The sequence below is a fragment of the Rhodococcus sp. 05-2254-6 genome (assembly GCF_002258565.1).
Lineage (GTDB): Bacteria > Actinomycetota > Actinomycetes > Mycobacteriales > Mycobacteriaceae > Rhodococcoides.
The window spans coordinates 104,801-127,078 of sequence record NZ_NOZF01000045.1; the positions used below are offsets into that span (position 1 = coordinate 104,801).

23 protein-coding genes are annotated in these 22,278 nt (G+C 65.3%); 8 read left to right on the forward strand and 15 right to left on the reverse strand.

The features are described from left to right. Positions 1 to 2,046 carry a PTS fructose transporter subunit IIABC gene (locus CH256_RS05590; RefSeq protein WP_094642043.1) on the forward strand — a complete coding sequence of 682 codons (2,046 nt, stop codon included), beginning with the start codon at positions 1 to 3 and terminating at the stop codon, positions 2,044 to 2,046. Positions 2,047 to 2,087: 41 nt separating this feature from the next. Then, positions 2,088 to 2,345: an HPr family phosphocarrier protein gene (locus tag CH256_RS05595; RefSeq protein ID WP_068050678.1), complete on the forward strand. Its 258-nt coding sequence runs from the start codon at positions 2,088 to 2,090 to the stop codon at positions 2,343 to 2,345. Between the two features lie 64 nt (positions 2,346 to 2,409). Here the strand turns inward: CH256_RS05595 and CH256_RS05600 are convergent, their stop codons facing one another. The 5 genes from CH256_RS05600 to CH256_RS05620 all read right to left on the reverse strand — a co-directional run bounded on the left by CH256_RS05600 (position 2,410) and on the right by CH256_RS05620 (position 7,687). Beyond that, a complete protein-coding gene (locus tag CH256_RS05600; RefSeq protein ID WP_094642045.1) occupies positions 2,410 to 3,513 on the reverse strand; it encodes a hypothetical protein in 1,104 nt (367 codons plus the stop codon). Between the two features lie 5 nt (positions 3,514 to 3,518). Continuing rightward, positions 3,519 to 5,069: a GTPase HflX gene (hflX, locus tag CH256_RS05605; RefSeq protein WP_094642047.1), complete on the reverse strand. Its 1,551-nt coding sequence runs from the start codon at positions 5,067 to 5,069 to the stop codon at positions 3,519 to 3,521. Positions 5,070 to 5,148: 79 nt separating this feature from the next. After that, complete coding sequence (dapF, locus tag CH256_RS05610) at positions 5,149 to 6,018, reverse strand: diaminopimelate epimerase (RefSeq protein WP_094669067.1); 870 nt, start codon at positions 6,016 to 6,018, stop codon at positions 5,149 to 5,151. 24 nt (positions 6,019 to 6,042) lie between these two features. Then, the gene (gene miaA, locus CH256_RS05615; RefSeq protein ID WP_094642051.1) at positions 6,043 to 6,972 is read right to left on the reverse strand and encodes a tRNA (adenosine(37)-N6)-dimethylallyltransferase MiaA; all 930 of its coding nucleotides are present in this window, start codon (positions 6,970 to 6,972) and stop codon (positions 6,043 to 6,045) included. Further along, the gene (locus tag CH256_RS05620) at positions 6,965 to 7,687 is read right to left on the reverse strand and encodes a class III extradiol dioxygenase subunit B-like domain-containing protein (RefSeq protein WP_094642400.1); all 723 of its coding nucleotides are present in this window, start codon (positions 7,685 to 7,687) and stop codon (positions 6,965 to 6,967) included. The genes miaA and CH256_RS05620 overlap by 8 nt, the downstream gene beginning before the upstream one ends. Before the next feature lie 151 nt (positions 7,688 to 7,838). On the opposite strand from CH256_RS05620, the gene CH256_RS05625 reads away from it, so the two are divergent. Further along, positions 7,839 to 9,326, forward strand: a complete 1,488-nt coding sequence (locus tag CH256_RS05625; protein WP_094642053.1) for a DUF349 domain-containing protein — start codon at positions 7,839 to 7,841, stop codon at positions 9,324 to 9,326. 43 nt (positions 9,327 to 9,369) lie between these two features. Here the strand turns inward: CH256_RS05625 and CH256_RS05630 are convergent, their stop codons facing one another. Both CH256_RS05630 and miaB read right to left on the reverse strand, forming a co-directional pair. Further along, the gene (locus CH256_RS05630; RefSeq protein ID WP_068050689.1) at positions 9,370 to 9,957 is read right to left on the reverse strand and encodes an Rv2732c family membrane protein; all 588 of its coding nucleotides are present in this window, start codon (positions 9,955 to 9,957) and stop codon (positions 9,370 to 9,372) included. Then, positions 9,954 to 11,504 carry a tRNA (N6-isopentenyl adenosine(37)-C2)-methylthiotransferase MiaB gene (miaB, locus tag CH256_RS05635; protein WP_094642401.1) on the reverse strand — a complete coding sequence of 517 codons (1,551 nt, stop codon included), beginning with the start codon at positions 11,502 to 11,504 and terminating at the stop codon, positions 9,954 to 9,956. Before miaB ends, CH256_RS05630 begins: the two co-directional genes overlap by 4 nt. 249 nt (positions 11,505 to 11,753) lie before the next feature. Here miaB and CH256_RS05640 point away from each other — a divergent pair, with 249 nt between their 5' ends. The 4 genes from CH256_RS05640 to CH256_RS05655 all read left to right on the forward strand — a co-directional run bounded on the left by CH256_RS05640 (position 11,754) and on the right by CH256_RS05655 (position 15,005). Continuing rightward, positions 11,754 to 12,482, forward strand: coding sequence for an amino acid ABC transporter ATP-binding protein (locus CH256_RS05640; protein WP_170944851.1), 729 nt, complete (start codon positions 11,754 to 11,756; stop codon positions 12,480 to 12,482). A gap of 53 nt (positions 12,483 to 12,535) precedes the next feature. Then, positions 12,536 to 13,366, forward strand: coding sequence for a glutamate ABC transporter substrate-binding protein (locus CH256_RS05645; protein ID WP_068050691.1), 831 nt, complete (start codon positions 12,536 to 12,538; stop codon positions 13,364 to 13,366). Between the two features lie 89 nt (positions 13,367 to 13,455). Further along, complete coding sequence (locus tag CH256_RS05650; protein ID WP_068284151.1) at positions 13,456 to 14,133, forward strand: amino acid ABC transporter permease; 678 nt, start codon at positions 13,456 to 13,458, stop codon at positions 14,131 to 14,133. Beyond that, entirely contained in the window at positions 14,133 to 15,005 is an 873-nt protein-coding gene (locus CH256_RS05655; protein ID WP_068050696.1) for an amino acid ABC transporter permease, read from the forward strand. Before CH256_RS05650 ends, CH256_RS05655 begins: the two co-directional genes overlap by 1 nt. A gap of 107 nt (positions 15,006 to 15,112) precedes the next feature. Here the strand turns inward: CH256_RS05655 and CH256_RS05660 are convergent, their stop codons facing one another. The 5 genes from CH256_RS05660 to CH256_RS05680 form a co-directional block, all read right to left on the reverse strand. Continuing rightward, entirely contained in the window at positions 15,113 to 15,664 is a 552-nt protein-coding gene (locus CH256_RS05660) for a regulatory protein RecX (protein ID WP_094642057.1), read from the reverse strand. Positions 15,665 to 15,676: 12 nt separating this feature from the next. Then, on the reverse strand, positions 15,677 to 16,714 hold the full coding sequence (gene recA / locus CH256_RS05665) for a recombinase RecA (protein WP_008716921.1): 1,038 nt from the start codon (positions 16,712 to 16,714) through the stop codon (positions 15,677 to 15,679). 196 nt (positions 16,715 to 16,910) lie between these two features. After that, a complete protein-coding gene (locus CH256_RS05670) occupies positions 16,911 to 17,102 on the reverse strand; it encodes a DUF3046 domain-containing protein (protein WP_027496833.1) in 192 nt (63 codons plus the stop codon). Between the two features lie 10 nt (positions 17,103 to 17,112). Next, positions 17,113 to 18,285, reverse strand: a complete 1,173-nt coding sequence (locus tag CH256_RS05675; protein WP_141215333.1) for a glycosyltransferase — start codon at positions 18,283 to 18,285, stop codon at positions 17,113 to 17,115. 90 nt (positions 18,286 to 18,375) lie between these two features. Then, positions 18,376 to 19,014 carry a TetR/AcrR family transcriptional regulator gene (locus tag CH256_RS05680; protein ID WP_231893992.1) on the reverse strand — a complete coding sequence of 213 codons (639 nt, stop codon included), beginning with the start codon at positions 19,012 to 19,014 and terminating at the stop codon, positions 18,376 to 18,378. A gap of 223 nt (positions 19,015 to 19,237) precedes the next feature. Here CH256_RS05680 and CH256_RS05685 point away from each other — a divergent pair, with 223 nt between their 5' ends. Then, positions 19,238 to 20,134, forward strand: a complete 897-nt coding sequence (locus CH256_RS05685) for a diacylglycerol kinase (RefSeq protein WP_094642059.1) — start codon at positions 19,238 to 19,240, stop codon at positions 20,132 to 20,134. A gap of 13 nt (positions 20,135 to 20,147) precedes the next feature. Here the strand turns inward: CH256_RS05685 and CH256_RS27975 are convergent, their stop codons facing one another. The 3 genes from CH256_RS27975 to CH256_RS05700 all read right to left on the reverse strand — a co-directional run bounded on the left by CH256_RS27975 (position 20,148) and on the right by CH256_RS05700 (position 22,142). Beyond that, positions 20,148 to 20,321: a hypothetical protein gene (locus tag CH256_RS27975; RefSeq protein ID WP_176460471.1), complete on the reverse strand. Its 174-nt coding sequence runs from the start codon at positions 20,319 to 20,321 to the stop codon at positions 20,148 to 20,150. A 98-nt stretch (positions 20,322 to 20,419) separates the two neighbouring features. Continuing rightward, the gene (gene pspM / locus CH256_RS05695; protein WP_255183276.1) at positions 20,420 to 21,289 is read right to left on the reverse strand and encodes a phage shock envelope stress response protein PspM; all 870 of its coding nucleotides are present in this window, start codon (positions 21,287 to 21,289) and stop codon (positions 20,420 to 20,422) included. A 43-nt stretch (positions 21,290 to 21,332) separates the two neighbouring features. Then, complete coding sequence (locus CH256_RS05700; protein ID WP_094642063.1) at positions 21,333 to 22,142, reverse strand: PspA/IM30 family protein; 810 nt, start codon at positions 22,140 to 22,142, stop codon at positions 21,333 to 21,335. Positions 22,143 to 22,278: the final 136 nt, after the last annotated feature.

The window sequence follows — 22,278 nt, forward strand, 5'->3', positions numbered from 1 at the left end:
ATGTCCACCCCCACCGAAGATCAGCAGATCATCGCCGAGGATCTGATCCTCCTCGACGCCGATCTCGGCGAATCCAAGGAAGCCGTCATCGAACGCCTCGCAGGCGTTCTGGCTTCCGCGGGTCGCGCAACCGAGACCGATGCTCTGCGCGACGCCGCTCTGGCCCGCGAAGCGCAGTCTGCAACAGGCCTGCCCGGCGGCATCGCCATCCCGCACTGCCGCTCCGAAGCGGTCACCTCGGCCTCGCTCGGATTCGCCCGACTGAACCCCAAGGTCGATTTCGGTGCCCCCGACGGCCCCGCCGACCTCGTGTTCCTCATCGCCGCGCCGGCCGGTGCCGGATCGGCACACATGAAGTTGCTCTCCAGCCTGGCGCGCGCCCTGGTCAAGCCGGAGTTCGTCACCTCGCTGCGCAACGCGTCCTCGGCAACCGAGATCGTCACGCTCGTCGACGGCGTCATCAACCCTGCTGCCAAGCCGGCCGCGACGACCACTGCGGCAGCTCCCGTGTCGACCGCCAAGCACAGCGCGGCCGCCACCCCGGCCGAGGCCACTGCCCCCAAGCACATCGTCGCAGTCACCGCCTGCCCAACCGGAATCGCGCACACCTACATGGCTGCCGATTCCCTCGTCGCCGCCGGTGAGCGCGCCGGAGTCACGGTGCACGTCGAGACCCAGGGCTCGAGCGGCAGCACGCCGCTGGACCCGAAGATCATCGCCGGAGCTGAAGCAGTCATCTTCGCCACCGACGTGGGCGTCAAGGGCCGCGAGCGTTTCGCCGGCAAGCCCGTCATCTCCTCGGGCGTCAAGCGCGCCATCAACGAGCCCGACGTCATGCTCACCGAAGCCCTACGCGCTGCACTGAACCCGGACGCAGCTCGCGTCGGCGGTACCGCAGTGGCTGCCGGCTCGAACGACTCCGCAGGTGAACTCGGCTGGGGCACCCGCATCCGCCAGATCCTGCTCACCGGCGTCAGCTACATGATCCCGTTCGTCGCGGCCGGTGGTCTGCTGATCGCTCTCGGCTTCCTGCTCGGCGGATACGAGATCTCCGGAGTTGCCGAGGACATCGTCGTCAACAACTCCATCACCTCGCTGCCCGAAGGCGGAATCGCCGCCTACCTCGGTGCCGTGCTCTTCCAGATCGGCGCGCTGTCCTTCAGCTTCCTGGTGCCCGCGCTGGCCGGCTACATTTCCTACGCCATTGCCGACAGACCAGGTCTGGCACCGGGATTCACCGCAGGTGCGGTGGCCGTTCTGGTGGGTGCAGGCTTCATCGGCGGTCTCGTCGGTGGTCTGATCGCCGGCTTCGTCGCACTCTGGATCAGCAAGTGGAAGATCCCCGCAGTTCTGCGCGGACTCATGCCGGTCGTCATCATTCCGCTGTTCGCCACACTCATCGTCGGCGCGATCATGTTCCTGCTGCTCGGCAAGCCGCTCGCCGCGATCACCAGTGGACTCACCGACTGGCTCAACGGCCTCAGCGGTTCCTCGGTCATCATCCTCGGCATCATTCTCGGCCTGATGATGTGCTTCGACCTCGGCGGACCGGTCAACAAGGCAGCCTACGCATTCGCCACCGCAGGCCTGTCGGTCACCGACACCGCGTCGCTGCGCATCATGGCAGCGGTCATGGCCGCCGGAATGGTGCCGCCACTGGCCATGGCACTCGCCTCGACCGTCCGCGCACGCCTGTTCACCGAAGCCGAACGCGAGAACGGCAAGGCCGCGTGGTTCCTGGGAGCTGCATTCATCTCCGAGGGCGCAATCCCGTTCGCCGCGGCCGACCCGTTCCGCGTCATCCCCTCGATGATGGCCGGCGGCGCAGTGACCGGTGCGATGATCATGGCGTTCGACGTCACCCTCAGCGCACCCCACGGCGGCATCTTCGTGTTCTTCGCGATCGGAAACATCCTGTGGTTCATCCTTTCGCTGGCAGCGGGCACCATCGTCTCGGCGTTCCTGGTCGTCTCGGCCAAGCAGTTCGTCAAGGGCAAGAACGCCCCGTCCGACGCCGAACTCGATCCCGCACTCGCCACCGTCTGACACTCGCTACGATCGCAACAACCCCACTACGAAGGAGCACCATGCCCAGCACCACAGTCGCCGTCGGATCCTCGATCGGGCTGCACGCCCGCCCCGCAGCACTGATCGCCGACGCCGTCGCCGAAGCCGGCGTAGACGTCACCCTCGCAGTGGCCGACTCGGAGCCGGTAGATGCAGGTTCGGCCCTGATGATCATGACGCTCGGCGCCACCAAGGGCACCGAAGTCACCGTCAGCAGCGACGACCAGGCAGCACTCGACAAGGTCGTCGCCCTCGTCGAAGCAGACTTGGACGCATAAGTCGTTCCGCAGGCTCCACTCCTGCGACGCATAGGTCGTTCCGCAGGCTCCACTCCTGCGACGCCTAACGAGAACGCATCGATCGCCGGACGGTGAATCCCACCGCTCCGGCGATCAGCACCACACCGGCAGCGACGGCCGCTCGGAACTCCCATTCCGAGTCCGTCGCTGTCGGCGTTTGCGGCGACCGATCTGCGCTCGAGGTCGGCGACACCGACTCCAGCGCACTGGATTCGGCGGCGGTGGGCTCCGGAACAGCGAGTTCGAGAGACCGCGCATCCGTGAATCGAAGAATCGGCGGAAGGCTTCCGTCCGTCGGAGCGAAACCCGCTTCCGACGCCAGGAGCAGACTTCCGTCGTCGAGGAACGCCAGTGCCTCACCCTGCGGTTGATCGGGCAATGCCATCACTGCCCGCGGCGTGGCAGGATCGACCAACGCCGACGCGATATTGCCATCGGACGAATCGAACAGGTACGCGTCGGTGTACGTGCGCACCGCGGCGACGCTGCCGTCGGCGCTCACCGCTCCCCCGGTCGCCAATATCGATCCGACCACGAACGCCGGCCCACCGACCGTGTCCGTTGCGGTGAACGCCAGATCTCCGACCTTGCGCATCGGCGTCGGCCCTGGACTGCTCAGATCGGTGACGGATTCGTCGCCTGCAGGTACATACACCCCGCTCACGCCCGAGAGTTCCTTGGTGACGATCACCGGTCTACCACCGGGCTCGATCAGGATCGCCTCGGCGTCGTGTGCGCCGTCCGGGTAGGTCAGTCGGTACAGTTCGCCCGCACCCGATGCCGGGTCCATGCGCGTCAATGCCACTGTGTCGCGTCGCATCTGATTGTCGCCGATGTCCGCCAACCACAGCGAGCCGTCGTACGACGTCAGGTCCTCGACGTCGTACGGGTCAACGGGAACGTCGATCCATCGCTCGACCGTGCAGTCGGCACCGAGCGCCGCGACCCGATCATCGGCTCCGCTGTCGCCGATTGCGTAGAGGACCCCGTCGATCGAGGTCAGGCCGGACAACTCGGCGAGACCAGGATCGGTTGGTCGACAATACGTTTCGGTCTCGATCGGAGCTGCGAAGGCAGGCCCCGAGAACGCGACCGTCGTGGCGACCGCAGCCGCGGCCGCTCCGCACACCACCAGCCGTGGCCCCACCGAGATCAGGCGGTGGGAACGGTTGCCGTGAACTCGACCAGCGCTGCCGCGAGCGATTGCGGCACACGCGCTTCCACGCGCGTGCCCTCTTCCTCGTGGGTGGATTTCACGATCCGGCCGTCGGTGTGGATGCGCGCGACCAGATCGCCACGGGTGTACGGCACGAGTACGTCGACCAACACGTCCGGCTCGGAGAGGATCTCGGCCAGGTGATCTCGCAGGGCGTCGATTCCCTCGCCGGTCTTGGCCGAGACGAACCGGGCACCGTCGAGCAATCCGCGCAGCTGGGTCAGCTGTACCGGATCGGCAGCGTCGATCTTGTTGACCACCAACAACTCCGGCGGCATCTTCGCATCCTGCTCGCGAACAACCTCGGTGATCACCTCGCGCACGGCCTTGATCTGATCGATCGGAAGAGGATCCGATCCGTCCACCACGTGCAGCAGCAGGGTTGCATCGGTGACTTCCTCGAGCGTCGAGCGGAACGCTTCGACCAACTGAGTCGGAAGGTGCCGAACGAAGCCGACGGTGTCGGTCAGCACGATCTCGCGGCCGTCTTCGAGGGTCGACTTGCGCGTGGTGGGATCGAGGGTGGCGAACAACGCGTTCTGGACCAACACACCGGATCCGGTCAGGGCATTCAGCAGACTCGACTTGCCCGCGTTCGTGTATCCCACGATCGCGATGGACGGCACCGTACCGCTCAGGCGCTGTTCGCGTTTGGTGTCGCGGGCCTGCTTCATGCCCTTGATCTCGCGGCGCAGCTTGGCCATTCGCTCGCGGATGCGTCGACGGTCGGTCTCGATCTTCGTCTCACCCGGTCCGCGCAGACCCACACCACCGTTGCTGCCCGCACGTCCACCGGCCTGCCGCGACATGGATTCACCCCAGCCGCGGAGCCTGGGCAACATGTACTCCATCTGGGCGAAGGCGACCTGCGCCTTGCCTTCTCGCGAGGTCGCATGCTGGGCGAAGATGTCGAGGATCAGCGCGGTGCGGTCGATGACCTTGACCTTGACGACCTTCTCCAGCGCATTGAGCTGAGCAGGCGTCAGTTCACCGTCGCAGATCACCGTGTCGGCACCGGTCGCGAGGACGATGTCGCGCACTTCCTTGGCCTTGCCGGAACCGATGTACGTCGCGGCGTCGGGCTTGTCGCGTCGCTGCATCAGCGCTTCGAGTACCTCCGAGCCGGCGGTCTCGGCCAGCGCAGCCAGTTCGGTCATGCTGGACTCGGCCTGCGCGGCCGTGCCGGTGGTCCAGACTCCGACCAACACGACGCGTTCGAGGCGCAGCTGCCGATACTCGACCTCGGTGACGTCGGTGAGTTCGGTGGACAGTCCGGCCACTCGACGTAGCGCGGTGCGGTCTTCGAGCTGCATGTCGCCCGACGACGGGGAGTTCTCGTCGTTCAGCGGAGACCGAGCCAGTCGCCTCGACCATGCGTCGGACTCTTCGCGAGTCCAGGCGGATTCGGTTTCGGGAGCACCGTCGACCTCGTCGCGACTGTCGTCGACCGGTTCGCCCGCAGGGGATGTTTCATGTGAGTTCGTCATACGTCACCCATGATCCACGAAAAGCCCAGCGTATGCACGCGGGTTTCGGTCCGGGCGGATGCCGAGGCCGGTGCGATCGTCAGGACTGCGCCTTCAGCCACCGGTCGTCGATCTCGCCGCGGGCCAGCAGCACCGACGGTCCGCGCAGAGTGGCACCGACGTGATCGATGTTCACGCGCACCCGACCGCCGAGCACACCGACGCTCACCTCCCCGGTCTCGAGACCCTCGTAGGACAGCGCTGCCGCGGCCGCCGCCACGGTTCCGGTGCCACACGATCGCGTCTCCCCGACGCCACGCTCGAACACGCGCATCTCGACGGCACCGTCGTCGAGCCTGGTCAGGATCTCGACGTTCGCGCCGCGGGGAAAGAACTCGGAGTCCAGTGTCGGCGGTGCGGACAGGTCGAGAGCGCCGAGAGATGCGCGCGTCAACGAACCGTCGACACAGGCCAGGTGCGGATTGCCGACGTCGATCCCGACGCCCTCGTACGTTCCGCCCGCGAGGGTCACCGAGCTCGAGCCCATCAGAGTGACGTCACCCATCGCCACGGTGACATCGGCGTCGGTGTCGTCGAACGAGTGGACGGTCACAGCGCGTGCACCGGCCCGCGAACCCACCACGAACTGGTCACGTTGTTCGAGATCGTGCACCCGCAGATAGTGCGCGAACACGCGGACGCCGTTGCCGCACATCTCGGCGATGGTGCCGTCACCGTTGAGGTAGTCCATGAACCAGTCCTCGGGCTCGACACCCGACGGAATTCGATCGAGTACGCCTGCATCTCGGAGCACACCGGCCCGGGCGACGCGCAGAATGCCGTCGGCACCGAGGCCCTGGCGTCGATCGCACAACACCGAGACCGCCGACCTGGTGAGTTCGAGCTCGGCTGCCGGATCCGGCAGTACGACGAAGTCGTTCTGAGTTCCGTGGCCTTTGGCGAATTCCATGGCCGCGAGTCTACGTGGGCTCGGTTACGAGGGATCGATCGCGGACAGGGCGTCGGACATCAGCGTGGGCGACGCACCGTCGAGCCAACGGACACGGTCGTCGCGGCGAAACCACGAGCGTTGGCGTCGCACGTAGCGTCTGGTTCCGATGAACGTCCGTTCGCGCGCGAACTCGACGTCGTACTCCCCCGCCAACACGTCGAGAGCCTGCGCGTACCCGATCGCGCGCGACGCAGTGACGCCCTCACGCAGCCCCAGACCGAGCAGCCCCTCCACCTCGTCGAGCAGTCCGGTCTCGAACATCTGTCGCGTGCGCTCGGCGATCCGCTCGTCCAGTTCGGCCGTGTCGCGGTCGACTCCGAGCACCACCGTGCCCCAGCGAGGTGCGCCGATCTTCGGAGCCGAGGCCGCGAACGGCTGCCCCGTCAGCTCCACCACCTCGAGCGCCCGGACCATGCGCCTGCCGTCGGTGGGCAGTATCGACGCGGCAGCCTCGGGATCGGCGGCCGTCAACGCGCGATGGATCTCCTCGACACCGTTGCGTTCGAGGACTGCTTCCCACTTCGCCCGCACGACGGGGTCGGTTGCCGGAAAGGCCCACTCGTCGAGCAACGATTGCACGTACATCATCGATCCCCCGACGATGATCGGGCGCAATCCGCGCGATCTGATGTCCTCGACGTCGGCGACCGCAGCCGCTTGATACCGCGCGACCGTGGCGATGTCGGTGACCTCGAGCACATCGAGTTGATGGTGCGGAATCCCCCGCCGCTGAGCGACTGGCAGTTTCGCGGTCCCGATGTCCATTCCCCGGTACTGCTGCATCGCGTCGATGTTGACGATTTCGCCGCCGAATTTCTCGGCCAGATCGAGAGCCAGATCGGATTTACCTGCGGCCGTCGGGCCGATGATCGCGACCGGAGTCGTGGCCGGATCGCTCGCCCCGTCAGTCACGAGACCAGGTCCCCACGAAGTATCCGACGCCGAAGGGGGCACCTCGGTAGAGCTCCGTCGTCGTCTTCGCATCGGCTCCGGCGAGTGCTGCCAGCACCTGCCACGCCGCTCGGCCGCCGACACCGAGCGATGCGCACAGGTCCGGTTCCAGACCGGCCAACGCGTCGACGTCCGCTGCCGCGAGGGCATCGTCGATCCGGTGCTGGACCTCCTGGGCGCGTTCGTCGAACGATCCGGGGGCCTTCGGAGTCAGCGTGTTCGCCCCGTCTGCCAGCACCAGCACGCCCCAGCTCTCCGCCGAGGCGTCGAACTCTCGGCGCAGCTTCTCGCCGAACTCGGCGCACCACTCGGGGCTCGCATCGGCCGGGATCGTGCGGACCTCGACCGCGTCGTCGGGCGCAGCCACTCCTCGCAGCCACCCCGCGATCAGAACGGCCAGCGGCAGGTCCGGGTCTGCCGCAGTCTGATCCGCGGCGCCGGACAGGCTCACCACCACGTCGACTCCGAATCCTCGCAACGTGCCGACCGTGGCCTCGCCGAACGTGGAGGACGTGCGATCGACGCCGACGGCGATCCAGCGGTCGACCGTCGACGCCAGGTGTGTCGTGGCGCTGACGGCGGCGGCCCGAAGATCTGCTGTCTCGGCCGCCCCCGCGCCCATCAGTTCGGGGACCAACAACGGCGGAGAGGGCACCAGGGCCGCGGCACGAAACACGAGCACCACGCTAGTCGCTGGTGCGACTTGGCCGGACGGGTCCACCTCGAGTCGTCTGAGCTGTTTCAATGGTCCGATCGGTCGTCACCTAGTTCAATGGTGTCCAGATCGCGATTGAGGCAGCCGTGACGCGCGGCAGAGATGAGGAACAATGACCGACCCGAACGCCGGTACCCCCACCACCCCCGAGGCTCCGTCCTCGGATGCACCCGCCCAGCCCCCCGGTGCCACCGCTCCCGATGCGGCGAACCACGGCGGACCCAAGCCCGGAGGTGGACCCAAGCCGGGCGGTGGACCGAAGCCCGGTGGTGGACCCAGGCCCGCGGGTCCCGGTACCGGTTCTCCTCGGCCCGGCGGTTCGGCCGGTGCCAAACCTCACCCCACGCCCTCCCACGTCCCCACGGCAATCCCGGCGGTCACGCCTGCGAGCGATCCCAGCAAGTTCGGCAGAGTCGACGACGACGGTACGGCGTGGGTGACCACCTCCGACGGCGAGCGGCAGATCGGGTCCTGGCAAGCCGGAGACGCAGCGGAAGGGCTCGCCCATTTCGGTCGGCGTTACGACGATCTGGCCACCGAGGTCGGTCTGCTCGAAGCTCGATTGACCTCCGGTACAGGCGACGCCAAGAAGACCAAGGCCGCAGCGTCCGCGCTGCTGGAGAGCCTGCCGACTGCGGCAGTGATCGGTGACCTCGATCTGCTCGCGAGGCGACTCGACGCGGTCGTCGAGCATTCGGACGCCGCAGCAGCGGTGGCCAAGCACGAGAAGGAGCTCGAACGCGCCGAACACACGGCACGCAAGGAAGCTCTCGCAGTCGAAGCCGAACAGATCGGCAGCGAATCGACCCAGTGGAAGCACGCGGGAGATCGGCTACGCGAAATCCTCGACGAGTGGAAGACGATTCGCGGGGTCGACCGCAAGATCGACGATGCCCTGTGGAAGCGGTACTCGAAGGCTCGGGAGAACTTCAATCGTCGCCGCGGCGCGCACTTCGCCGATCTCGATCGTGAGCGCGGTGCGGCCAAGACTCGCAAGGAAGAACTCGTCGAGCGGGCCAAAGCCCTGTCGTCGTCCACCGATTGGGGTCCCACCGCAGCTGCGTTCCGCGATCTGCTGGTGGAGTGGAAAGCATCCGGCCGCGCTCCTCGTGATGCCGACGACGCTCTGTGGAAGAACTTCAAGGCCGCACAGGACGTGTTCTTCGCCGCCCGTAACGCCGCGGCCTCCGAGCGGGACGCCGAGTTCGAGGCCAACGCCGAGGCCAAGGAAGCCCTGCTGGCCAAGACCCACATCGACCCGAGCAAGGACCTCGACGCTGCCCGCTCGGCGCTGCGCGATCTGCAGGACAAGTGGGATGCAATCGGCAAGGTCCCGCGCGAGAAGATGCAGGAACTCGAAGGCAAACTGCGCGCGATCGAGAAGTCGGTGCACGACGCGGTCGAGTCGCAGTGGCGTCGCTCCGACCCCGAGGCCGTTGCCCGCGCGGCCCAGTTCCGCGAACGGGTGGCTCAGTTCGAGGATCAGGCCGCGAAGGCGAACGCAGCAGGCAAGACCAAGGATGCCGAGCGTGCGCTGGCACAGGCCCAGCAGTGGCGCGAGTGGGCCGACGCGGCGGAAAGCGCCGTCGACGAACTGTGAGTCGACGAACTGTGATTCGCTGACCGGGGACGGCCGTTCGGGCCTACGGGGCCGAGTGGCCGTCCCACAGTCGGAGCTTCTGTTCACCCGACGCGGCCGCGATGCGTCGCTGCTCCTGGGCGGCGAGTTGGGCGTTCGTCTTCTTCCACACGGCCTTGAGCCAGTGGAACGTCAGAGCGATGACGGTGATCCACGCGATGATCAGGCCGATTCCCGGTCCGGCGCCCTGCACGTTGTCCGGCACGGTCTGCCGCGTCCAGATCGAGAACATTCCGTACACCGACGACACCGCACACCCTGCCAGGGCAGCCCAGGCCAGCGCCCAGATACGGGTGACGAGTGCGAGCACCGACATCACCACACCGAACGTGAGCACGAGCACGACGAAGACGCGCGACGGCAGTGCGATCGATTCGGCAACTGCGGCATCGCTGCCCGTGAGCACGTCGAACCCGCTGGCCGATCCGGTGTGCGGCAACGCGAACGTGAACAGCAGGACCATGACCAGCCCGGCCACCACCATGGCCCGCGCGCCCGGATCCAGTTCGGTCATCACCGCCCTCTCGGTCCGCCCGAGTTCCTCTGCGGATCGAGAGGGTACGACGCGATCGGGTCCGTCTGTCTCTGTCATGCGGTGCATCCTGTCTCTGGCGTCAGCGGCGCCGGTGCGCCGATCGAGGGAAGTCCGAGGCCGACGCCGATCGGTGCCGTCTTCGGCATCACTCCGCGTTCGTGGGCGTCTCCTGCTGCCGTACGGCGGTGGGTGAGCACGCCGGCATCGGCGATGAGGTGGTACGGGGCGGCTGCAGTGAGTGTGGTCGTGACGACGTCACCCGGACGAATCTCGCTCGCCCTGTCGGCGTCCACGGCGAAGTGGACGAGTCGGCCGTCCCTGGCTCGCCCGCTCATCCGATGGGTTGCCGCGTTCTTGCGACCTTCACCGGTGGCGACGAGCAGTTCGACCTCGGTACCGATCAGCGCCTGGTTGGCCGCGAGAACGATCTCCTCCTGCAACGCGATCAGCCGCAGATACCGTTCTTGCACAACCTCTTTGGGAACCTGGTCGGGCATGTCGGCCGCCGGGGTGCCCGGGCGCTTCGAGTACTGGAACGTGTAGGCGTTGGCGAACTTCGCCCGTCGCACCACGTCGAGGGTCTGCTCGAAGTCCTCTTCGGTCTCGCCGGGGAAGCCGACGATGATGTCGGTGGTGACAGCCGCGTGCGGCATGGCCGCACGCACCTTGTCGATGATGCCCATGAACTTCGTCTGCCGGTAGGACCTGCGCATGGCCTTGAGGATTCGGTCCGATCCGGACTGCAGCGGCATGTGCAGGGTGGGGCAGATGTTCGGGGTCGACGCCATGGCCTCGATGACGTCGTCGGTGAACTCGGCGGGGTGCGGCGACGTGAAGCGCACCCGCTCCAGCCCCTCGATCGAGCCGCAAGCGGTCAGCAGCGAGGCGAACGCGCCGCGATCACGGGGCATGTCCGGATCGGCGAACGAGGCACCGTACGCATTGACGTTCTGGCCGAGCAGAGTCACCTCGAGGACGCCCTGATCCACCAAAGCCTGTACCTCGGCGAGGATGTCACCCGGCCTGCGGTCGATTTCCTTGCCGCGCAATGCGGGGACGATACAGAACGTGCAGGTGTTGTTGCAGCCCACCGAGATCGACACCCAGCCGGCGTAGGCGGATTCTCGCTTCGCGGGAAGGGTGGAGGGAAAGGCCTCGAGAGATTCGAGAATCTCGACCTGCGCCTGTTCGTTGTGCCGGGCGCGCTCGAGCAGAACCGGCAGCGACCCGATGTTGTGGGTGCCGAAGACGACGTCGACCCACGGTGCCTTCTCCACGACGGTGTTGCGGTCCTTCTGCGCCAGGCAGCCACCGACAGCGATCTGCATGTTGGGATTGCGCGTCTTCGCGGGCCGCAACATGCCCAGGTTGCCGTAGAGCTTGTTGTCGGCGTTCTCGCGCACCGCGCACGTGTTGAACACGACCAGATCCGCATCGGTGCCCGAGTCCGCCGGCACGTAGCCCGCTTCCTCGAGCAGTCCGGACAGCCGCTCCGAATCGTGGACGTTCATCTGACAACCGTGCGTACGCACTTCGTAGCTGCGGGCACCTGCCGCCGACCCGTCGGTGAGCGGTACGGGCTCGGTAACCCCGCGTTCGGTCACGTCCACGGTCGGAAAAACACTCGTTTGCACCCCTCCAGGGTACGTCCACCGCACCGACCGACACGCCGGGGTCGAGGGCTCCACCGGAGACTGTCCAGGGCCGATGCAGACCGTCAGTAAAGTTTCCATTACATAATCGAAGATGACGGGCGAAAACACCGGTCGGCGAGGAAACTACGCATAGGGTTTCGATCTATGACGCACGCCACCGACGCGCCGGCATCGACTCCCCCGCCGGGCGCACCTTCGATGATCTCGCTCAAATCCGTCGACAAACATTTCGGTGATCTGCACGTCCTCAAGGACATCAACCTGGAAGTGCCGGCCGGACAGGTCGTCATCGTCGTTGGTCCTTCCGGATCGGGCAAGTCGACCCTGTGCCGGACGATCAATCGGTTGGAACCGATCGATTCCGGTGCCATCGAGGTGGACGGAGACCTGCTCCCCGCCGAGGGCAAGGCCCTGGCCGCACTGCGTGCCGACGTGGGCATGGTGTTCCAGTCGTTCAACCTGTTCGCGCACAAGACGATTCTGCAGAACGTCATGCTCGCGCCCATGAAGGTGCGCAAGCAGAAGAAGGACGAGGCAGAGAAGAGCGCATTGGCTCTGCTCGAACGCGTGGGCATCGCCAACCAGGCCGACAAGTACCCCGCCCAGTTGTCCGGTGGTCAGCAGCAGCGTGTCGCCATCGCTCGATCTCTCGCCATGAACCCCAAGGTGATGCTGTTCGACGAGCCCACCTCGGCCCTCGACCCCGAAATGGTCAACGAGGTACTCGACGTCATGACCTCGCTTGCCAAGGAGGGCATGACGATGCTCGTCGTCACCCACGAGATGGGCTTCGCTCGCAAGGCAGGCGACCGCGTCATCTTCATGGCCGACGGAGCCGTCGTCGAGGACACCGATCCGGAGACGTTCTTCAAATCCCCCAAGTCCGAACGAGCCAAGGACTTCCTCGGCAAGATTCTCGGCCACTGACCCGCTGCACCGTTCATTCCGTTCACACCACCCGATCCTTAAGGACATTCACAGTGAGAATCACCCGCCCGATCCGCCTCGGTGTCGCCATCGCCGCTCTGTCCATCGTCGCCACCGCCTGCGGTGGCGGCGAGGAAGCACGCACCATCTCCAGCAGCGCAGAGGCCGGCAACCTCATCGTCGGTATCAAGTTCGATCAGCCCGGCCTCGGGCTGCGCAACCCCGACGGCACGTTCAGCGGATTCGACGTCGAGGTGGCCAAGTACGTTGCCGGTCAGCTGGGTGTCGACGAGGCCAACATCGAGTTCAAGGAATCCCCCTCGGCCCAGCGCGAGACGCTGATCGAGAACGGTGAGGTCGACTACATCGTCGCCACCTACTCGATCACCGATACGCGTAAGGAGAAGGTCGGTTTCGCCGGACCGTACTTCGTGGCGGGACAGTCGCTGCTCGTTCGCAACGACAACACCGACATCACCGGACCTGCTTCTCTCGAAGGGAAGAGGCTCTGCTCGGTCTCCGGTTCGACTCCGGCGCAGAACATCGCCGACGAGTACCCCGGCGTGCAGCTACAGAACTACGACACCTACTCCGCCTGCGTCGAAGCCCTCAACAACAACTCCATCGATGCGGTGACGACGGACGACATCATCCTCGCCGGTTACGCCGCTCAGTTCCCGGGCCAGCTCAAGGTGGTCGGTGAGCCGTTCACCACGGAGAACTACGGCATCGGCCTGAACAAGGACGACACCGAAGGACGTAACCAGATCAACGACGCCATCGAGGAAATGATCTCCAGCGGTGCCTGGGAGCAGGCGTTCAACGACACCGTGGGTGCATCGGGTTACCCGTTGCCCGAGGCACCCACCGTCGATCGTTACTGATCTCTGATGCCGCCGAGTACCGCTGCGCAATCCGAGCAGAAGTACTCGGCGGCCTGAATTCTCTCTGAGCCGTAAGGACCTGAGGCACCTTGAACCTTTTGAGCAAATACGGCAGTCAACTCGTCGAGGTATTCATCACGACGATCCAGTTGACACTGCTGTCGGCGGTCGGTGCGCTGATAATCGGCACGGTGGTCGCAGCCATGCGCGTGTCACCGATCCCGATTGCGCGAGCGATCGCCACCGTGTACGTCACGATCTTCCGAAACACTCCACTGACGTTGATCATTCTGTTCACCTCCTTCGGCCTTTTCCAGACCCTGGGTGTCTCGTTGGCTTCGCAGTCGTCGCCGACAGGCTTGGTGGACAACAACTTCCGACTCGCCGTACTCGGCTTGAGCGTGTACACGGCGTCGTTCGTGGCCGAGTCACTGCGATCGGGCATCAACACCGTCCCCGTCGGTCAAGCCGAAGCGGGTCGCTCTCTGGGCATGACCTTCACCCAGAACGTCAGCATCGTCGTTCTCCCACAGGCGTTCCGGGCAGTGGTGGGCCCGCTCGGTAGCGTTCTGATCGCCTTGACGAAGAACACCACGATCGCGTCCGTCATCGGTGTGGTCGAGGCATCGTTCCTGATGAAAGAAATGATCGAGAACGAGGCCGCGATCTTCGTCGTCGGTGGCATCTTCGCACTCGGGTTCATGATCCTGACGCTCCCGACCGGGTTGCTGTTCGGCTACATCAGCAAGCGATTGGCGGTGTCATGATGAGTGATGCAGTAGCAGTTCTGTACGACGTCCCGGGCCCGAAAGCGGTACTGCGATACCGCATTCTGACCGTGGTCGTTGCAGTCGTCTCGCTGGGGATCGCGTTTCTGATCTACCGGGCGCTCGACTCGAAGGGGCAGTTGACCGCTGAGAAGTGGGATCCGTTCCTCGAATCGACCACGTGGACCACCTATCTGCTGCCCGGTATTCAGGGCACGCTGGTGGCAGCGGCCCTGTCGATCGTGTTCGCCCTGATCCTCGGTGCCGTACTCGGTATCGGCAGGTTGTCCGATCATCGAGTCGTGCGAGTGATCAGTGGCGCATTCGTCGAGGTGTTCCGCGCCGTTCCGGTGCTGATCCTGATGATCTTCCTGTACGCCGTCTATGCCGACTACGAGGTCTTCAAGGTCAAGTACCTGGCCTTGGCTGCGGTGGTCACGGGCCTGACCCTGTACAACGGTTCGGTCATTGCCGAGATCGTGCGTGCCGGCGTCAATTCCCTGCCCAAGGGCCAGCGCGAAGCCGCGTCGGCGTTGGGCATGCGCAAGAGCCAGGTCATGCTCCTGGTTCTGCTCCCCCAGGCCGTCACCGCCATGCTTCCGGCGATCATCTCGCAGATGGTGGTGGCACTGAAGGACTCGGCGCTGGGTTACGTCATCGGTTACGTCGAAGTCGTCCGTTCCGGGCAGCAGGTGGGCGCGTTCTACAGCAACTACCTGCCGTCGTTGGTGATTGTCGCCGTCATCATGATCATCATCAACTCCGCTTTGACGAAGCTGGCCACCGTGGTCGAACGTCGTCTGCGTTCTCGCAAGCGCAAGGCCGGCGCGACTGAAGTGGTTCCGGCTCTCGACGGTGGTCAGGCAGCCTGACCCACACGACACTGCAACTGGTCGAGGCCGTCGACAAGTAAGGCCCGCAACACCGATGGTGTTGCGGGCCTTACTGTTTCTCGACGGCACCGGCTCGAGGTGGACGATCACATCGAGTCGGGGCCGTCGAAGTCTTCGGTATCGGCACCTGCGCAGTCGAGCTCCTCTTTGACCACTGCGAATGCCATCGACTGCGAGTAGCCGCGGCGGGCGAGCATGCCGACCAGCTTGCGCACAACCTTGTCTCGCTCGGTTCGAGCATCGGGTCCGCTGGGATCGGGCAACTGCAGCGTGCGGAATCGCTTGCGTATCAACTCGGCTGCGCGCTGACGCTCGTCGTCGGCATCGATCAGATCGAGTGCATGCACAGCGAGTTCGTTGCTGACTCCCTTGTTGCGGAGCTCCATGCTCAATGCACGTTTGCCCTTGCCGGAGTACTTGTGCCGGGACTGGACCCACTGCTGAGCGAAGGATTCGTCGTCGACCAGCTTGGCCTTCTCGAGCCGGTCGAGAACAGCGTTCGCGATTTCTGCGGTGAAGCCCTTCTTGGCCAGGCTCGCTTCGAGTTCGTGCCTGCTGCGCGCTCGGTCGGTCAGCAACCGAAGGCAGACATCTTTCGCCTGCGCCTCGGTGCCGCCGCCTTCGTCTCGCTGCTGCACAGCGACAACAGGTTAGAAGTCGACCGGAGCAGCTGCGGGCTCCTCTGCGGTGACGTCCGCGCCGATCTGCAGCTTCTCCATGATCTTCTTCTCGATTTCGTCCCGCACGTCCGGGTTCTCGAGCATGAACTTGCGGGCGTTCTCCTTGCCCTGGCCGAGCTGGTCACCTTCGTAGGTGAACCACGAACCCGACTTACGGATGAAGCCGTGCTCGACGCCCATATCGATCAACGAGCCTTCGCGGCTGATGCCCTTGCCGTAGATGATGTCGAACTCGGCCTGCTTGAACGGCGGTGCCACCTTGTTCTTGACCACCTTGACCCGGGTGCGGTTACCGATAGCGTCGGTTCCGTCCTTCAGGGTCTCGATACGGCGGATGTCGAGGCGAACCGAGGCGTAGAACTTCAATGCCTTACCACCGGTGGTGGTTTCGGGAGAGCCGAACATGACGCCGATCTTCTCGCGCAGCTGGTTGATGAAGATGACCGTGGTGCCCGAGTTGCTCATGGCACCGGTGATCTTGCGCAGCGCCTGGCTCATCAGGCGGGCCTGCAGACCCACGTGGCTGTCGCCCATCTCACCCTCGATCTCGGCGCGCGGCACCAATGCCGCCACCGAGTCGATCACGAGGATGTCGAGAGCACCCGATCGGATCAGCATGTCGGCGATCTCGAGAGCCTGCTCACCGGTATCGGGCTGCGACACCAGCAAGGCATCGGTGTCGACGCCGAGCTTCTTCGCGTAGTCCGGATCCAGAGCGTGCTCGGCGTCGATGAAGGCAGCGATGCCGCCGGCCCGCTGAGCACTGGCCACTGCATGGAGGGCGACGGTGGTCTTACCCGAGGATTCCGGACCGTAGACCTCGATGACACGTCCACGCGGCAACCCTCCGATGCCGAGTGCCACATCGAGCGCGATCGATCCCGTGGGGATGACGGCGATGGGCTGTCGGACCTCGTCACCGAGGCGCATCACCGAGCCCTTGCCGAAGTTCTTGTCGATCTGCGCAAGTGCGAGATCGAGCGCTTTGTCGCGATCGTATGCAGCCATCGTGAGCTCCCTGTGTCGTGTCGTTCAGCTGTGTCGTATCGATCAGCTTTGTCGTCGGTAACGCTAGAACGGGGTACCGACAAGAAGTTTCTCGAGACCGCTCAGCAACCGTTGACATCAGCATAGGGGAACACGTGTTCGAGTCAACTACCTCGGCTTTCGACACGCCGGAAAAGATCGGCAGGACCGGTGCGGACTACCAGCGCTCTTTCGGAACGTCGAACTCGTAACAGATCGAGCGCCACACTTCTCGCGGGTCGACGCCGTCCTCGATGGCCTGCGCTCCGGTGCGACCGATGCCGGACAACACATGATCGGCCAGCAGGGAGTTTCCTCGAACGGAGCCGAACTCCTCGGTGAGGAGTTCACGAAATTCGGTCAGACGCACAACGACAACCCTAGCGCCCGCTCCGTGGACCGCTGCGGGCGAGCACGTGACGACACACCGACACCGGATCCTCGACGGACTGCGACCCGTCCGCCGCCGCCCCCGCTGCCCGGGCGAAACGCGGATCGGACAACACCGTGGCCACCGCGTCGGCGATCGAGGTCGGTGTCGGGGGTCGTACGATGACCGCACTCCCCTGCCGGGCGGCCCGATTCGCCAGCTCCCACTGATCACCACCGCCGGGGACGGCCACCACCGGAACGCCGTGGACGAGAGACTTGGCAAGCATGCCGTGGCCACCGCCGCACACCACCACATCGGCACGGCGCAGCAGTTCGTCCTGGCGGCCGAGGCCTGCGTTCGCCCAGCTCGGGAGCGCGACGGGACCTCCGTCGAGAACAGAGGCCACGACCCGCACTCCCCTGCCGTCCAACCCTTTCAGCGCCATCTCGAGCATTCCTTCCGCACCGGTGAAGGCGGTCGACGGCGCGACCATCACCAGCGGTGCCGAGCCGTCGGGGGCATCGAGCAGCTCGTCCGTCGGCTCCCACAGCAGCGGGCCGACCACGTGTGCCTCCTCCGGCCAGTCGGGACGGTGCACCTCGAGCGCGGGAATGGTGGCGACCAGCCGAGCAGCGGGACCCGGGTCCTCGGCAGGCAACCCGATGCTCGTCCGTGCGCTGGAACGCTGTGTGCGCCCCTGAGCGATCGAGCGTGCCGTCAACGCGCGCATAACGACATCGCGCAGCCTGCCCCGAATTCCGATACCCGGAGCCAAGCCACTTCCGATGGGCGGCAACCCTTTCGAGGGCGAATACAGAGGATGGGGCGAGAGTTCGACCCAGGGGATACCGAGACGCTCGGCGGCCATGCCACCCCCTGCGGTGAGGATGTCGGACACGACGAGATCGACGTTCTCCCGCTCGAGGTCGGGTAGCAACTCGGTCGAGACGAACGCCGCCCGAGAGTGGATCCGTTGTCCGGCATCGAGATCGTCGTCTTCCGGCCGCGGTGCGAGTCCACCCAGCGGAAGCGCTCGCAGGCCCGCGGCGTGCGCGGCGGGTACCCAGCGGCTACCGGTGAAGAGGATCGGTTCGTCGCCGGCCGCGCGGAAGAGCAGAGACAGGGCGATCGCCGGAAAGGCATGCCCCGGATCGGGCCCGGCCACCACTGCTACTCGCACCAACCCAGCGTGCCACACTCGAGCCGTACCGCTCGACGTGCGCCGAGATCAGGTCGCGAGAGGGGCGGTCAGGTCAGGACGCGGCCTCGTTCACGCACCCTCGGGTCGCAGATAACGGTCGACGGCGAACGCCATCTGGCGTGTCACCTCGGCACCGGACACCCGCTCGGACACCATCTCCGCGGACTGGACAGCAGACTGCACCATCAGCAACACCAACGTGGCCAGAGTGGTGGGATCCCCCGCACGAATCGAGGAATCACGTTGTCCGGCAACGACCAGAGAAGCCAGTGCGTCGATGATCAACGCCTGACTGGTTCCGAGCCGATGCAGAATGTACGTGGCGAGCACGTCGGAATCGGAACGCAGAATCTTCACGAAAAGCGGATGGAGTCGAATGCGGTCGGCAACGTCACCCACGGCAGTCACGAGCTGATCACGAGCCGGTGCCGAAGCGTCGAAGCTCGGAATCAGGGCACCGATCTCTCGCGTGAGCAGGCTCGAGACCACAGCTCGTGTATCGGCCCATCTTCGGTACACGGTGGGCCTGCTGACCTTGGCGCGACGCGCGATCTCGGCCAAGGTCGTGCGCTTGACTCCGTGTTCGAGGATGCAGGATCGGGCCGCGTCGAGAACGGTGTTCTCGACCGACTTCTCGGGAGCGGCGGTCCCGGACGACGACTGCGGGGGCTCCGACGAGACAGGACTCGACACCGGCTGCTCGATCACGTGCCACCTTTCTCGATTCGGACAAAAAGACCGTATTACGCGTAGTAACAGTCTATTTCGTTACAGTACCTCACGGTTACACGCACATCGGGCCGGAAGATCGCTAGTAACACGCATGCGCAATCTGCATCGGGGGCATTCGACCAGGAATCGCGTCGGTCACCACCACGACAATCGTCGACCCTGGCAAGCTGATCGATGTGATCGAAAAATCGTTGCGAGCATGACCCGATCGGTGACGGTGTTGACCAACCCGATGGCCGGCGGTGGGCACGCGGGGCACGCCGGACGGTGCGCCGTGGCTCGACTGCGGGAGCGTGAACTTCACGTCACGGCCATCGAAGGCCGCACACCCGGGGATGCGTTGACTTTGCTCGAGAAGGCAGTCGGCAGCGGTACGGACGCGGTGGTCGCCGTCGGCGGCGACGGGCTCGTCAATCTCGTCGTCCAAGTACTGGCCGGCACCGACGTCCCGATGGGCCTGATCCCGGCCGGTACCGGCAACGATCTGGCACGGTCTCTGGGACTGCCTCGTGGCGATGCTGTTCACGCCGCCGACATCGTCGCCGACAACGTCACTCGCGCAATCGATCTCGGACGGATCGGCGAGCGCTGGTTCGCCACCGTCCTGTCCAGTGGCTTCGACTCGCTGGTCACCGAGAGGGCCAAGCGACTGCGCTGGCCACGCGGACCGCTGCGGTACAACGCAGCGATGATGCTTCAGCTGGCGTCACTTCGAAAGCTGCCGTACGTCATCGAACTTGACGATGCCGAGCTTCGTCTCGACGCCACCTTGGTCGCTGTCGGAAACGGCAGAAGTTACGGTGGCGGGATGGTCGTGTGCCCCGCCGCGCTCGTGGACGACGGCCTTCTCGACGTCACCGTCATCCGAGGGGTGAGCCGGACTCGACTGCTCGGACTGTCCCCCACGCTCTACCGGGGAACGCACATCGACCGGCCCGAGGTGGACACCTACACCTCGACGCAGGTCACGCTGCGATGCGACGGAATCGTCGCCTATGCGGACGGTGAGCGAGTCGCCGAACTACCTGTCACCGCGCGTTGCGTGCCGCGTGCACTTCGGGTGTTCGTGAATCAGGATTCCGTGGCTCGCGGGTGACCGAGCCGCCGCGTCAGAACTTCAGCGACGAGCGATCGTTGTCGGAGGAGATCGCCTTGTACAGCCACACCAGGCTCAACACGATCGCGCCGACCACCACGAGCCAGAAGACACCCTTGATGATGCTGCCCAGAAGCGCGAGCGCAATCCAGATCAGAACGATGAATCCCAGTACTTTCCAGAACATGAGTGCTCCTACCGTGTCGCCGCGCACCGTGTCGTTTCGCGTACTTCGATACTGGCACTCGCGCGCGACGAGCACATCGGGGTGAACCCTGAATTGTCTCAGCGATGCCGCGACCGAATCCGGTCGAGTTCGGTGAGCGCCTCGGCCCACCCCTGCAGTCGATCCGTAGCCGACAGCAGCTCGCGTCGATGCGATTCCACGACCGTCGTCGACGCCGATCCGGCCGGTCCGGTCATCCGCGCGGCAGCGGCCACGAGCTGCTCGTACTGATCGACACCGGTGGCGAGTTCGGCTGCAGCCGAGGCTATTCCGCCGCGCAAGTGCTCGCGGGTCACAGCGCTTGCCGCCCCCGCACGTTCCAGAGCGGCGATGTCGACGGCGACTCCTTCGAGCCCGCGGGCTGCGTCGGAGGTCACCCCGATCATCTCCTCGACGTCCTCGGCACCGATCGTCTCGGACCTCGCCAGGATTCCCAGTAGCTCGAACAGACTCTGCTCGGCACCGGCCAGTCGGGTCATCGACTCGTACGCGGCAGATCCGCGCTGCGGCAATACGCGCTTGGTCGGTAGTCCCACCGGCACCGGCTGGGCTCGAAGACGCCGCAACCGCGTCACCGCGAATGCGGCCGGGACCGCCATCAGTGCAGCACTACCGCCGCCCACGAACAGAGTCCACTCCGGTGCCGACAGCACGGCCATCCCCGCAGTTCCCACGGCCGTCGTCGTGGACGCAGCACCGAACCTGATTCCGCGTCGTCTGGCGCGGCGAATCTTCTTCAGGTGCTTGACGCGGGGATCCCTTCGGCGCCCTGCGGCACCGAGAATCGAGGTCCCGACACTCCGAGCGGACTCCGCCAAAGACTTGACCACGGCACCGGACTCGGTGACGGCTGCGGTCACGGCCTCACGATCGAGCGAAACGGCCGGCCGCTTACGCGACCGGCCGGATTCGTGTTCTCTACTGTTCATGTCGACGTTGCTGTCGGACGTCCGAGCTGTTCGCCGGCTCGATCTATGCCTGAGCCGGTGGCTCGGGCGTCGCGTCCGGAGCCTTCGAGATCGAGGGCTTCGCCGCGGCATTGCCCGACGGCAACGAGTCGCCTGCCATCGATGCACGAATCTGTTCGAGGCGGCTGTGACCCGCCATCTGCACCGAAGCCTGCTGAACCTCCATCATGCGACCCGACACGGTGTTCTGGGCCAGCTCTGCCGATCCGAGGGCATCAGCGTAGCGACGTTCGATCTTGTCGCGCACCGCGTCGAGGCTCGGGGTGTTGCCGGGCGCGGACAGCGTGCTGTCCATCGACCGCAGGGATTCGCTGACCTTCTCCTGCATCTTCGCCTGCTCGAGCTGGCTCAGTAGCTTGGTGCGTTCTGCGACCTTCGACTGCAGAGCCATGGCGTTCTGCTCGACGGCCTTCTTCGCCTGAGTGGCTGCCTGCAAAGACTGGTCGTGCAGGACCTTGAGGTCCTCGACACTCTGCTCGGCGGTCACCAGCTGTGCTGCGAACGCCTCGGCTGCGTTCGTGTACTGCGTGGCCTTCTCGATGTCGCCTGCAGTGGCGGCCTGATCGGCCAGCGTCACCGCCTGCCGCGCGTTCGCGTTGAGCTTCTCGACCTCGTCCAGCTGACGGCTGAGCTTCATCTCGAGCTGGCGCTGATTACCGATGACCGACGCGGCCTGCTGGGACAGAGCCTGATGCTGTCGCTGTGCGTCCTCGATCGCCTGCTGAATCTGAACTTTGGGGTCGGCCTTCTCGTCGATCTTGGAATTGAAGAGCGCCATCATGTATTTCCAGGCCTTGACGAAAGGATTAGCCATGGGGTGGTCCTGCCTCCATCTGTTGCGCCGCGGTGGCCGCGTACGGGTCGGCTGCTCTCGCAGTGACCGAAATGAACCTGTCCGTGCTGTGAAAGTCGGGTGCGTGGTCTGGGTCAGGAGTGGAAACTGGGTACTT